We start from the raw sequence: 13,117 nt of genomic DNA on the forward strand, positions 1-13,117 counted from the left end.
CTACCTTTCTAATCTATATAGAGTTAATTGTCCTATATCTTTTGATTTAAAAGGTGTTCTATAAGAAGTTATCATTGCTGAGTTATTTTCATAAATTTTTATCAAATTGTAATCTCTAAATCTATTCTCTAATTCTCCAGTATTTCCAACGTATAGCAAGTATTTAGTTTTTTCTTTATGTAATTCAAGGTCTTTCCAATCATAAACAATTAATCTCGGAGAGTAAGCACCATTTCCACGAGTTCCTAATAATAAAATTACAGAATCACTATCAACTAATTTATCTATTTTTAAGTACTCTTCATAAAGTCCTATATTCTCAAACATCCATTTTTTCTTATCATCTGTAAAATAGAAATTATAAAAATTTAAGCTATAGACAAATATAACAAATAAAAAAAATAGAATATATGATTTTACTATCTTATATGTAATTTTACTCTTAAAAATTTCTAACACATTTAAATTTTTAGTCATGTAATTTATGTTTAAAATAACAAAGCAATATAGAAAACCCCCCCAAAATCTTATATCATGGGGTAGTTTAACGTATATTGCTATTAACATTAAAATGCTTAATAACCATATAATTTTGTTCATTTTAAATCCAGCAAACAAAAATAAAATAAGCGATAAAACAACTAAAATAGAGTAATCAAACAGAATACTCTTGATAAAATAAGAAAATTCTAAATTTAAATAAGGAAGCTTAATGGAGTAATTAAAGATGAAATTCTTTACTTCATCAATAGTATAAATTTTAGAACCAAAGAATTCTATGAAAAAAGGGCCAAAAGGAGAACCACTTTTAACGTATGTAAATACTATAATAGGTAATAAGAAAATTAAAAATGGTATATACATGTAAACTAAAGAGGATAATCTTCCAGATTTTATTATTGAAATTGTAAAGTAAATTAAAATTACAATAATCACGGGTGCATACGAAATCTTACTTCCTACAACACCAGTACTTAAAACACCTATATAGAAATAATAAACCTTCTCATCTCCTATTTTTTCCCTATTCAAAATCATACATAAAAGTGAGAACATACAGAATTCATTAAATGCATGTCCACCTAAAGTTGTATGAAAAACTAAATGATGCATTCCAATTAAAGTCAACAAAGTTAATAAAAAAATATATTTTTTATCTATTTTTCCCCAAGTTTTTTCTTTTAATTTCTCATAAAATAAATAGAAGAGTAGAATTGAAAAAAAATAAGCATATAAGTTTGATGCATTTGGAAAGCCCACATTAAAAAGCGGTACGATACTAAAATGAAAAAGCATATGTGGTAATACAGCAGCTTCTATTGGATATCTATAGAAGTTTATTCCATTGTCCAATACAACTCTTCCGGGTAACACTGCATGATAGTAGAGTTCATCGTGCTTCGATAGAGGCGTAAGAGATATTAAAAAGCTACTTATAAAAACGAAGATGAGTAGTAAAAAATAAAAATCTAAATTAATCAATCTTATTTGGCTAAAATTTTTAAGAATTAAATTCTTAATAAGAAAAACAAAAAAGAAAAAACCCAAGCTAAATAGAAAATAAAACAAGAATGTTATCCACTCTCTAAACCAATATACACTATAAAAACCAGGTAATTGAACTAATAGCGAAACAATTAATGTGCCAAGTACGGGATAATAAGGTATCCAAACTTTATAGGCTTGTCTAAAAATTATCCATTTATTTGTTAAATATCCCAGCCAATAAACTCCTAAAAAATAAAAAAAGCCAACTATTACATTAAAAAAAATATTATAGTTTATGTACAACTTAAAAAAAGGCATCTATCCTATTCCTTCTCCCCTACTACTATCAAACTACCTCCAAATAAATCTGGTAAAAATTTTTCCATTCTGTACTCAGTTTCAGTTATTAATAAGAGAATCCTGTTAATTAAAGGATTTATTTCAAAATTTGCCTTTTTTAATTTAACTATGTCGTCTGGGTAAATAAATTTTCTCAAAAAGAGAAAAGGGACTATACTTTTAAAAAAATATCTAGCCCATAATACTCTAAATCTATTTTCCTTTAATCTGAGTATTATCTGAGTATTATTTGTGTTTTAGTATATCTTCTTTTGTGCCCTAAAATATCATCCATTCTATTCCATAACCACATATGTGCAGGGACTGTTAGAATTACTTTGCCATTATAATTTAACATCTTGTATATATTTTTAAGGGCTAAATCTTCATCAGATAGGTGTTCTAATACATCAAACATGCAGATTGCGTCAAACTCATTTTCAAAAGGAGATTGAAGCAGATCAAATTGATAACATTCGCTTATACCATATTTCTTAGCATACTTTAGACCTTTCATATGGATATCCCCAACGCAAATGTTTTTATACCCATTTTCAAAAAGATACTTGGAAATATTGCCAGTACCAGCACCAACCTCTATAATTCTTTGTTCAGTATCTATAAAATTCCTCATAACTCTTAAAATTATTTTTCTCCTTGTTATAAACCAAAAATGTTTTTCTTCTCTCTCAAAAATTTCATCAAGCGTAGAAGCATCAAAATCTGGATGGTTTTCTGGTATTTCTGAATCAAATACTTTTATGCCATCAATTATCTTATAATCTTTTAAAACTGTCATTCATAAACCTCATCTATTAAAAATTCATAATTTCTATTTGAAACTGTATTGTTTTTCAAAACCCCCGTTAACATTAATGATATTAAGGAAAGAATACCTGTCAACAAAAAAACAACAAACAACACACCGACTACAATAGAAAACCATCCAGGGGTTGCATTGCCCCAAAATTTGAGAATAAAAGCGATTATTATACCAATTACGGATAAACATGCTACGAAAGTAGAAAATATACCAATTCTGACTAAAACATCTTCAGCAAATACCATCAATGCTCTAAAACCGTGTAAAACAAGTCCAACAAAGTTCATTTTGCTCTTATCTCTATATCTACTCCCCCTATCTGTTGGAACATAGGCTATTCTTAATTTTGATAACAATACTGAAGCGGCTAAATGAAGCCATATTTCATTCATTGAAATTATTCTTTTTAATAGTTTTGACTGAAATACTATAAAATTACCAAAATTTATTTTTTTTCCCGTCAAAATCGCAAATATCAATTTATAAAAAAAATAAAAAATTTTAAAACTAATTGTCTCCTTTCTTTTCTTTCTTGAAGCAACAGCGATATCCTTTTTTTCTCTCAGAAGAGATTCTATTAAGTTTGATATTTGTGCTGGTATATCTTCGCCATCTGAATCCATTGTGACGACAAAGTCAAACTCATTTTTATAATTATGATATACATAATTTAATCCTACAGCAATAGCTTTCTGATGTCCTAAATTTCTTGTTAACTTTATTATTTTAATACTGACTTTTCTAAATTGACTAATATCCTCTCTTTGCAAAGGCTTATTTACAGAGCCATCATCAACAGCGAATACTGTAACATCAAATGTGAGCTTTTCAATATCTTCAAGCAACATTTTAAGAGACTCTCTGTCTTCATAAACGGGTGTAACAATTGCGATTTTAAAATTTTTTAAATTCATTCTACAAATTTAGGATTTTCTTAAAATAAGCTATAGTTTCTTTTAATCCATAATCTATATCAATTTTAGGCTGCCAGTTCAATATTTTTTTTGCTTTTTCAATATCGGGTCTTCTTTGTTTTGGATCATCCTCAGGCAAGGGTTTGAAAACTATCTTTGATTTTGACTTAGTTAATTTTAAAACTTTTTCAGCTAATTCTAAAATTGTCCACTCATCAGGATTACCTAAGTTAAGAGGTCCTGTAATACTGTCATCGCTATTCATCAATTTTATAATCCCATCAATTAAGTCTTCTATATAACAAAAACTCCTTGTTTGGCTGCCATCACCATAGACAGTAATATCTTCACCTTTAAGGGCTTGAACAATAAAATTACTTACAACTCTACCATCGTTTAGATGCATTCTTGGACCATAAGTATTAAATATTCTTGCAACTTTTATCTTCAAGTTATGTTGCCTATGATAAGCAAAAAATAATGTTTCAGCACATCTTTTACCTTCGTCATAGCAGGCTCTTAGTCCGATAGGATTTACATTCCCCCAATAACTTTCTGATTGAGGATGAACCTCGGGGTCTCCATATACTTCAGATGTTGAAGCTTGTAAAATTTTTACCTTCAACCTCTTAGCAAGTCCCAACATATTTATAGCGCCATGCACACAGGTTTTGACAGTCTGAACAGGATCAAATTGATAATGCACAGGTGAAGCCGGACAGGCTAAATTATATATTTCATCAACTTCCACATACAGGGGAAAGGTAATATCGTGACGAAGAATTTCAAAATATGGATTTGAAAGCAGATGTTTTATATTCTCCTTAGTTCCTGTATAAAAATTATCAACACAAATAACTTCGTTACCCTCTTTTAAAAGTCTCTCACATAGATGACTACCTATAAAACCTGCCCCGCCTGTGACTAAAACTCTCTTTTTTAACATAAATTAAGCCCTCCGTCTGGATAATTTTGCTTTTATTTTTAATTTATCCTTTATCTGTTTATAATTTTATATTTGAAGAAAATTTTATTCTTAAAATCTTAACAAATATATGATTTTACCATATTCGGTGCTTTCATTAGTGTTTGAAAAACACTAATACCTGCACCAGCACGAGCACTAAGAGTATTTAGGGCTATGTTCATAGATAAAATACTTCGTAAATATCCAGTAAAAGGAGCTTGCAAAAAGTAAACAATTTATGGAAAAGTAACCTACTCCTCTAATAAAAAGTTCAAAAAAATAACTTAAGAAGTAGGAGATAAAAAGAACTTCATTATAAGAGGATATTCTGCTACTAATTAGTTTTTTAGTTAACTTAAAAAAGTTTAATAAATAAATAAGAATTACAATAAAACCAAATATTCCAAACTCATAGATAATTTTTGAAGCAGTAGTCCCTCCATCATATAGATTCAAATCTCCTAAATTAAGACTATCTAATATATCCTGATACTTGCTTCTGGTTTCAATATATCCCATTCTATTAAAACCATATCCTATTAAATTACTATCAACTAATGCAAAATATGCTCTTTCCCATCCAGAAAGATAAACCAATACAGAAGAGTTTTCTTGAACAAAGAGAACTCTTTCTTGAAAGTAAGGATTATTCAATATGATATAGGCTAAAAATGATACTAATAAAAATATAAAAATCACTAAAGAGAAAACTCTTTTTAAATTAAGGTTTTTAATTCTTATAATTGCTAACAAAGATATAAAGAAAGAACCTAATAATAATGTCAAATTTTGTAAAAGCAAAGATAAAAGTATTATAAAAAATATTGAAATGGACTTAATGATAATTTTTGATTGATATAAAAATATTATCGCTATTGGAATTAATGCTAATGCATAATGGGACGGCTCATGGAAAAGAATCATATTTTTATTAAGAACAATTTGTTTTTGTTGTAAAAATACCGATAGGTATCCATTTATGATAAAAAATAAAAATAGAATTGATATTAATCTCTTTATTATAATTTGATTTGCTTTTTCTATAATTTTAACAAAGATAGGAGCAGACAAGATTACAACTAAAAGAAAAAATAAGGAATAAATAGATTTCTCAATGCTTTCAAATCCATACATGAATGTAGCAATCAAAAGATGTAAACTAATAAAACTAAAAACAAATAAAATAAAAATAAAATATTTTCTATTTATAGAATAATAAAACAAACTTACAAATGATATAAAAATCAACAAAAATATTTGAAATGCTACACTGCCCCGGTAAGAAATCGTAAATTTAGAGACTATTCCTGAAATTGAAAATGTTAAAAGAAAAAGAGTTAATTTAAAATTTAATAAATGATTGCTTTTCTTATTAACCATTTTAAAATAACTAAATATTTTTCTAACTTTATTGGCAATTTATTTCTTCCAGTATGAATTATTTTAGCTAATTCAGTTTCGTAAAAGACTTTAATATTTCTATTACTTATTCCCTCTATATTCATGGTTGCAGTTATTTTATCTATATATCTCGCTTTCAATTCAGATTTAGGTCTCAAGAGAAATTCATAGTCTCCTGCAATTTTAAAACTGTTATCAAAGAGACCATATTTTTTAAATAAATTTATAGAATGTAAAGAACCTACATGAGCAACATTCATATATTTCTTAAATACTCTCCAATTCCATTCCTGCCCAATTATTCTTACAATTTTGTTATTTTTCATTAAACCAATCCTTGATGATAAATATTCACAATCTTTTAATTCACTATTAATATCAGACATGACATAATCAACTAAAGCAGAGGAAAAATAAAAATCTCCACTTCCTAAGAAACCAATCCAACTTCCCAAAGCAACCTTTACTCCCTTATTCATTGCGTCATAGATTCCCCTATCTTTTTCACTTACCCAGTAGTCTATATAATCTTCATACTTTTTTATGATATCCAGTGTTCCATCAGTAGAGCCGCCGTCAATAATTATGTATTCTACATTCGGATAGGTCTGGTTTATGACGCTCTGGATGGTTTGTTCTAAATATTTTTCTCCATTTAAGACAACGGTTATAACTGTAATTAGTGGTAGCTCAGTTATATCCGATATATTCGCCATCTCAGGCTCTGAACTCTTCATGGAAGCTATAAAATCAACTATCTCCCTCTGAATCTCCTCAGGTGCTGGTTTTACTAAATCACCCGCTGTGTCGCAAATATACCAGAGATTATCCTCAGGATTAAGCTTATAATTGTGTTTAAAATATCCCTTTGTCCTTAATCCACCCTCTCCTTTTCTGCTTTCTGTTGGAGGAAGAAATAAGAGAGTTTCGAATTTGTCTTCGGGATGGTTGATTATGAGAGATTTTTCCTTAGTTTTAAGACTCATATTACTTACATCTCATCTAACTTTTTTAAAAACATAAAAATCTAAGGGCAAACCATAGATATTTTCTGACACAACAACTTTGCCGTCTCTTAATCTTTCCTTTTTTTGAGAGGCTATATATTTTATTAAGGCTTTTACGCTTAAATTAGGAATTTCCATAAAAGATTTGGCATGATAAAGAAGTTGGTAAGATAAGAATAATTCGTTAATTTTCTTGTGTTTAATGTCAATATATCCTAAAGTATATGGAGTAATTACTATCAAATCACCAACCACAACATTAGATGGAGTCCTTTGATTAAATACGCTGTAGGGACTATGTTTTTCTCCTACAAATTGTAATATCCCACTATCTTCAGTATCAGTTTTCACATCAAACTTATTATGATTTAGTCCATTAAATTCAAGATATTTTATGAAACTATGATAAATTTCGACACCAGTATTTTTATCCACTGAATATAGAAATAATGATACCCTTTTGCCATCCTTTGAATTTTCTCTTATATACTCTGATAAGAAATTCAATGTGTTCTGAAAATTATGAGGCACGTTTTTGTAATGAGATATAAGATGCAAAGATGTTGGGAGATTAGAACAAATTATCATAAATAGAGTAAAAAATCCCAAAAACTTAAATACTGATTTCCTATACATCCTCTCATTAAAAAAGTAATACACACTTGGTATAATCGCAAACACATAAGCTGGCAATAAATAGTGATACGAAAAAATATTTAGTTTTAAAAAAACAAGAACGTAGGCAAAAGAGGAAAAAAGCAGGGAATCTAATAAAATATCAGATTTTTTATTTTTGAAGACAAAGTAAACTCTCCACAAAATAAGTGGGAATATAAAGAAAAAGATAATTGGTTCACTAATAAAATAATTGAGGATATTTTTAGCAAAGGCTAAAATCCAAGATATTGTAGTCTGTCCATAAAGAGATGCCCCTCTATTCAAATAAACCAAGAAATAATAAACAACAGCGAATAAAAATGACGAAGCTAAAATTAGAAAGTCAAATATTTTTTGCTTTAAGTTTAGCTCTTTCCATCCAAATGTAAAATGAAGAAAAGCAAAGCTACCGAGCATTATAAAAACCGGCTCTTTATAATAAAGAGCAATATTTGAGGCTATCAAACCGGCTATCATATATAAGACTTTTTGTTCTCTTTGAAACTTGAGAAATAAAAATAGAAATATTACCAAAAAAAAGAATACATTTCTCTCTGGAACAAATAATCTATAAAAAGCTGTTACAAATCCGGGTAAAAAAATTAGTATAAGAATAGAAAAAATTACCCATCTCTTATATTTTTCTCCTATGACTTCAGTTAAAATTCTATAAAGAAGAAAAATAACCAAAAAAAATTGGAGTGAATTATATGCATAAAAAATTGTAGGGGAGATAGATAATTTGGAAATTAAATTATATTCAAATCCGTTAAGAGGATAAAATCTACCGATTTCAGGACTAATAAACAGTGGCATATTTTTGCCCACAAGTAATGTATCAAGAAGTCCGTGATCGTCTATAACGCCAAAATTTGAGCAAATAACAATCATAACTCCATAAATAATAACAACAAAATAGAAAAAACCATGTAATATTGAAAATTTTTTAATTTTTTTCACTTTGTCCAGCCTCAAAAACCCAGAATTTTGACAATAAATATCCTACTCCTACATAAAAGCTGCCGGCAATAATTTGAGCGATATATTTATCAAATTGAAAAACTCTTAAAGCAGCAATAAGAGTTAAAAGATTGACTGAGTAAGCTATTCCCATGGCAACTACGAATTTTTTTATCTCTCTTATTACATGTCCTCTTGATTTAAAATTAAATTTCCTATTCAAGAAAAAAGATACAATTATACCTACGCAGTATCCCAAAAAGTTAGCTAATTCTGGCTTAAAATTAATATACATCAAAAAGAATATGAGTCCAAATCCGACAATGGTATTAACTACTCCAATAAGTAAGTAAAGTAAAAAATTTCTATCTATTGTTTTTTTCAGATACAAATCAAAATATTTCATATGCATAGTCTCAACTATAACTCTTTTTCAATCAGATATCTCGGTCTTCTCTTAGTTTCTTTATATATTTTCCCGATATATTCTCCTATAATACCAAGAGATAAAAGCTGAACTCCACCCAAGAAATACATTGGTAAAACAGTAGAAGCCCATCCTGGAACAGCTCTATCAGTAAAAAAGACAACATATAAAACATAAAAACTCATAAAAATAGTTGCAAGGAAAATTAAAAAACCTGTCAAAGTAATGAATCTTAGAGGTACAACACTAAAAGATGTTATACCATCCCATGCAAAGGCAAGCATTTTTTTAAATGAATACTTCGATTTACCTGCAAAACGCTCCTTTACATCGAAGTATACAACCTCAGTCTTAAATCCTAAATAAGTGATTAAACCTCTAAGAAAAAGGTTTACTTCAGCAAATTTTAATAATTCTTTATTAACTCTATTACTTAATAATCTGTAATCTGCATGATTCTTTAAAATTCTAACCCCAAATATCTTCATTAGCTCATAAAATCCTAATGCAGTCATTTTTTTAAAAAAACCGTCTTTTTTTCTATCTTTTCTTATTCCTAATACAATTTCAGCCCCAGATGAGTATTTATCTAAAAAATCTCCAATAGCATTCTCATCTTGCTGTAAATCAGCATCAATTGTTATAAGACAATCACATTTATCAACAACATACTCCATTCCAGCAATCAAAGCATTTTGATGCCCGAAGTTTCTTGTTAATTTAAGTCCTCTTATTGTAGAGTTAATTTTTGCTGTATTTTCTATTATTTCCCATGTCCTGTCTCTACTTCCATCGTCAACAAATAAAATAAAACTATCCCGTGAAATTTTTTGCTTTTCCATCAATTCATTCATCACATTAGTCAACCTAACGATAGTCTCAGGCAAAACCTCCTCCTCATTGTAACAGGGCACTACAATTACTAATTTAGGAGTTTGCATCAAAAACCTCCTGATTATAGTATGAGACTGTTCAAAAACTTGTAACCTATCGAAATTCAATGAATTATAAGCTCTAAAACTTCTCAATTACCTCCGTCTGTCATCCCGAGCGTAGCGAAGCGAGCCCTGAGCCTTGGGCGAAGGGTCTGCGAGGAATCCCCAGATTTTTCAAATCAAGAGAACACTTTTTCCTTAATCCCCCCTCTCCTTTTCTGCTTTCTGTTGGAGGAAGAAATAAGAGAGTTTCGAATTTGTCTTCGGGATGGTTGATAATAACAGCACTGTCCTTAGATATAATTTTTCTGTAATTGGTCATGCTCAAGTTTTTCTCCTATCTAAGTAATCAATCCTTTCATTAACACTTCTTCAAATCGTTTAATAATTCATCTATCTTTACTTTTACCATCTCAAAGGTTATTTCATTTATGTTTAATTTACTAATAAATCCATAAGTGTTGCTCAATTTTTTATAATCATCCAAATTTTTCTCTATCTCTGAGTGATAGACAGCAAAATAATTTGAGGTTATTTCTTTTGGATATGGTGTAAATCTACCAAAATGGTTGCCATTGGATATTACAATTACTCTCTTATCTAACGCAACTGCCATGTGAGAGGCTACTGTTTCATTGGAAATTATTATTTCAGCACTATTTATCACTTGCAAGAGTTCAATTAAATTGGTTTTACCAACAAGGTCAACATATGACTTCTTAAAAGATCTCCTGAAGCTCTCAGAGTCTATCAAATCAGTTTTTGAACCACAAAGAACTATATTATACCCATATGTATCTTTTAAATATAATCCTACTTTTGCGAAGTTTTCAATACTCCATTTTCTAAAACTCGCACTTCCACCTATAAATAAAACCGCATATTTTTTAGGAAGTTCAAAGGATAAATTAACATCAGGAATTTGAATGAAGGGTTTTCTCAATGTTATTTGTTGCTGCAACAGATACTCAAAAAACTCTTTATTCCTATAAAACTCAAAAATAATTTCATCTTTAGCTGGAATCAATTTTGTATAGAATTTATCACTAATTCTCTTTTGCCACTTTTTTATGTTTGATAAATTTCCTGAACTTCCTATCTTTTGACCTGCAGAAATGAGTTTAATTATTGTATCACAGTAATAAAACTCTCTACTATATACTGGAGATATGACTAATTCGTAACCTTTTGCAGTTATTTCCTTAAGTTTTTTTAATCTATAGTACGGATTTTTGGCAAATTTTTTTCTGTCTAACCAAATAAAATGTGATATTTCTTTTGAATCTAAAGTTTCAGCTAATTCTTTCCATGCTATATTTCCCAGTAAAGTAATTTTATAACCTTTGAATTTGTCGCTATCCTTTAAAATTTTTATAAAGTTCCTAAAAAGTATGTAATCTCCTATGGCATCAAGACGTATGATAAGCATGGATTTATGTTCTACTTTTTGAGATGGTTTGATTAGAGAGTTTATTACAGTATGTATGGATAATTTAACTATATCTTTTGCTAAAACCTTTAGTCCCATCTACTCAGCTTTTACTTTGATTTCAAAACTAAAAATTTCAGGTGATGGCTGATGATATGAACTACATGTTATTTTATTCCAAAAACTTTTATTGATTTTGTAGATATTTAGGAAAATCTTCCTAATTATTGATTTTACAACCGGACAACCTAATATGCAATCAATATCTAAAAACTCTACCTTTTCAAAACCTGCAGCTTTTAGAACGTAGTAGATTGAGCCACTTGTAAATAAAGTAGTATGAGTCCAATCTTCATATGCCCAGTAACAACCTGTATTAGACTGAGCATTTGGTACAGCAATCAAGATTTTACCCCCCCCCCCCCTTGAGAAATCTGTCTTTGATACAAGTTAGAGTGCTAATTATCTGATCTTTCGGAATATGTTCTAAAACATGAGACATAATCACAACGTCAAATTTAAAATGGAACGGATTTAACAAGTTCTCTTGGTTGACTTTTTCAACAGCAAGTCCCTTTTTCTTACAAAATGCAATTGCCTTGTCATCAATATCAACTCCATATATATTTTTGCATCCAAAATCTCTTAATGCATTAAGTAATTGACCAAGTCCGCAACCATAGTCAAGAATGAATAAGTCCTTGCTGGTAATCTCTTGTTCAATCCATTTAGGTAGCTTAAAATTAGCATAATTTTCAAAGGATACATTTCGGAGTTTAAAATAATCTATATTATGATCCATATCAAAACCCCCTGCTACTTAGATTTAAATAATCCTCCCATGTCTTACTTTTTAGCATTATTTGAAATAACTTATGCAATCCAAACTTACTTAATTTCAAAATTTTAAGATAAGCACTTTTAATTTTTCTCTTAGTTAAAAGATGCAATCCACCTAAATTTTCATAGTTTAGTCCATATTTATTAGCTATGAACGCAAAGGTCCCCCGACTATAAAAAGAAATGTGCTGTCCATGATCTAAACCATAATACCACCATTCTTCAGGTCTTGGAATTGGATCAGGCAAAAGTTCAGTAGAAAAAATTATATTATTTGAAAATTTCAACATGTTATCAAATTCATCCATTGGATGTTCAAAGTGCTCAAAACATTCAAATGCTGTCACTGCCTCGTACTTCCCCCCCCCCAGTTTGTCGCTTCAAAACCTCTTGCAAATAAATTAGGTGTATATTTGTCATACCAATAAAAATCAAATCCTATATCTCTCATTAATCGAACGAACATTCCATATCCGCCAGCATAATCTAAAAATTTTCCCTCTCTATTAAAGAACAAACTAAGCAAAATCGTTGTTTTTTGAGATAAAGTTATATTTCTCTGAATATATCCAGTATCAGAGGTATTGATTGGTTCAGCATAAGCCTCCTCAAGCCAAAAGGGTTCTTCAGTTTGTAGGAAGCCACATTGATGGCAAAAAAAGTAAGTTATACTATATTTTTTAAGAATCTTTGCATTAAATATTTCCTCCAAGTAAGATTGTCCACAAATTTTACATTTCATTCTTATTTTTTAACAATTGCTGAAAATATTGGCGTTAAAATTTTTGCATCGATGTTACAATTAATCTTCCGATTAAATCTTACTATATTCCAATACATCCTCCTTAATACTTTTTTTAACAAGCTTTTAAAACTAACAGAGTATATTTCCTCAAATGGTTGAAAATGAAAATCTCGAAATCCAGAGGC

14 protein-coding genes are annotated in these 13,117 nt (G+C 29.1%); all 14 read right to left on the reverse strand.

The features are described 5' to 3' along the window. Positions 1–1,806 (reverse strand): hypothetical protein, encoded by a 1,806-nt coding sequence (locus tag FLY87_RS08165; RefSeq protein WP_141266832.1) that lies wholly within the window; start codon positions 1,804–1,806, stop codon positions 1–3. Positions 1,807–2,062: 256 nt separating this feature from the next. Then, on the reverse strand, positions 2,063–2,626 hold the full coding sequence (locus tag FLY87_RS08170; protein WP_141266834.1) for a bifunctional 2-polyprenyl-6-hydroxyphenol methylase/3-demethylubiquinol 3-O-methyltransferase UbiG: 564 nt from the start codon (positions 2,624–2,626) through the stop codon (positions 2,063–2,065). Next, positions 2,623–3,564 carry a glycosyltransferase gene (locus FLY87_RS08175; RefSeq protein ID WP_141266836.1) on the reverse strand — a complete coding sequence of 314 codons (942 nt, stop codon included), beginning with the start codon at positions 3,562–3,564 and terminating at the stop codon, positions 2,623–2,625. Before FLY87_RS08175 ends, FLY87_RS08170 begins: the two co-directional genes overlap by 4 nt. Before the next feature lies 1 nt (position 3,565). After that, complete coding sequence (locus tag FLY87_RS08180; protein WP_141266838.1) at positions 3,566–4,510, reverse strand: UDP-glucuronic acid decarboxylase family protein; 945 nt, start codon at positions 4,508–4,510, stop codon at positions 3,566–3,568. 177 nt (positions 4,511–4,687) lie between these two features. Further along, positions 4,688–5,665: a hypothetical protein gene (locus tag FLY87_RS08185; RefSeq protein ID WP_181406014.1), complete on the reverse strand. Its 978-nt coding sequence runs from the start codon at positions 5,663–5,665 to the stop codon at positions 4,688–4,690. A 215-nt stretch (positions 5,666–5,880) separates the two neighbouring features. Beyond that, positions 5,881–6,918 (reverse strand): glycosyltransferase family 2 protein, encoded by a 1,038-nt coding sequence (locus tag FLY87_RS08190; protein ID WP_219995008.1) that lies wholly within the window; start codon positions 6,916–6,918, stop codon positions 5,881–5,883. Between the two features lie 12 nt (positions 6,919–6,930). Further along, complete coding sequence (locus tag FLY87_RS08195; RefSeq protein WP_141266842.1) at positions 6,931–8,556, reverse strand: hypothetical protein; 1,626 nt, start codon at positions 8,554–8,556, stop codon at positions 6,931–6,933. Then, entirely contained in the window at positions 8,543–8,962 is a 420-nt protein-coding gene (locus FLY87_RS08200; protein ID WP_141266844.1) for a GtrA family protein, read from the reverse strand. The genes FLY87_RS08195 and FLY87_RS08200 overlap by 14 nt, the downstream gene beginning before the upstream one ends. Positions 8,963–8,976: 14 nt before the next feature. Continuing rightward, positions 8,977–9,924: a glycosyltransferase family 2 protein gene (locus FLY87_RS08205; protein ID WP_141266846.1), complete on the reverse strand. Its 948-nt coding sequence runs from the start codon at positions 9,922–9,924 to the stop codon at positions 8,977–8,979. A gap of 355 nt (positions 9,925–10,279) precedes the next feature. Further along, a complete protein-coding gene (locus tag FLY87_RS08210; RefSeq protein ID WP_141266848.1) occupies positions 10,280–11,446 on the reverse strand; it encodes a glycosyltransferase family 9 protein in 1,167 nt (388 codons plus the stop codon). Continuing rightward, positions 11,447–11,752, reverse strand: coding sequence for a hypothetical protein (locus tag FLY87_RS08215; RefSeq protein WP_141266850.1), 306 nt, complete (start codon positions 11,750–11,752; stop codon positions 11,447–11,449). It lies immediately after the preceding gene. 4 nt (positions 11,753–11,756) lie between these two features. Further along, positions 11,757–12,149, reverse strand: a complete 393-nt coding sequence (locus FLY87_RS08220; RefSeq protein ID WP_141266852.1) for a bifunctional 2-polyprenyl-6-hydroxyphenol methylase/3-demethylubiquinol 3-O-methyltransferase UbiG — start codon at positions 12,147–12,149, stop codon at positions 11,757–11,759. Between the two features lies 1 nt (position 12,150). Next, positions 12,151–12,534 carry a methyltransferase domain-containing protein gene (locus tag FLY87_RS08225; protein WP_181406015.1) on the reverse strand — a complete coding sequence of 128 codons (384 nt, stop codon included), beginning with the start codon at positions 12,532–12,534 and terminating at the stop codon, positions 12,151–12,153. Continuing rightward, positions 12,531–12,929 (reverse strand): class I SAM-dependent methyltransferase, encoded by a 399-nt coding sequence (locus tag FLY87_RS08230; RefSeq protein ID WP_141266856.1) that lies wholly within the window; start codon positions 12,927–12,929, stop codon positions 12,531–12,533. The genes FLY87_RS08225 and FLY87_RS08230 overlap by 4 nt, the downstream gene beginning before the upstream one ends. Positions 12,930–13,117 lie beyond the last annotated feature (188 nt).

Source organism: Thermodesulfovibrio sp. Kuro-1 (genome assembly GCF_006538445.1).
Lineage (GTDB): Bacteria > Nitrospirota > Thermodesulfovibrionia > Thermodesulfovibrionales > Thermodesulfovibrionaceae > Thermodesulfovibrio > Thermodesulfovibrio yellowstonii.

Bases quoted from the DNA above. Each gene is read 5' to 3' on its own strand.
- FLY87_RS08165 (WP_141266832.1), bottom strand. From the start codon at position 1,806: ATGCCTTTTTTTAAGTTGTACATAAACTATAATATTTTTTTTAATGTA.
- FLY87_RS08170 (WP_141266834.1), bottom strand. From the start codon at position 2,626: ATGACAGTTTTAAAAGATTATAAGATAATTGATGGCATAAAAGTATTT.
- FLY87_RS08175 (WP_141266836.1), bottom strand. From the start codon at position 3,564: ATGAATTTAAAAAATTTTAAAATCGCAATTGTTACACCCGTTTATGAA.
- FLY87_RS08180 (WP_141266838.1), bottom strand. From the start codon at position 4,510: ATGTTAAAAAAGAGAGTTTTAGTCACAGGCGGGGCAGGTTTTATAGGT.
- FLY87_RS08185 (WP_181406014.1), bottom strand. From the start codon at position 5,665: ATGTATGGATTTGAAAGCATTGAGAAATCTATTTATTCCTTATTTTTT.
- FLY87_RS08190 (WP_219995008.1), bottom strand. From the start codon at position 6,918: ATGAGTCTTAAAACTAAGGAAAAATCTCTCATAATCAACCATCCCGAA.
- FLY87_RS08200 (WP_141266844.1), bottom strand. From the start codon at position 8,962: ATGAAATATTTTGATTTGTATCTGAAAAAAACAATAGATAGAAATTTT.
- FLY87_RS08205 (WP_141266846.1), bottom strand. From the start codon at position 9,924: ATGCAAACTCCTAAATTAGTAATTGTAGTGCCCTGTTACAATGAGGAG.
- FLY87_RS08210 (WP_141266848.1), bottom strand. From the start codon at position 11,446: ATGGGACTAAAGGTTTTAGCAAAAGATATAGTTAAATTATCCATACAT.
- FLY87_RS08220 (WP_141266852.1), bottom strand. From the start codon at position 12,149: ATGGATCATAATATAGATTATTTTAAACTCCGAAATGTATCCTTTGAA.
- FLY87_RS08230 (WP_141266856.1), bottom strand. From the start codon at position 12,929: ATGAAATGTAAAATTTGTGGACAATCTTACTTGGAGGAAATATTTAAT.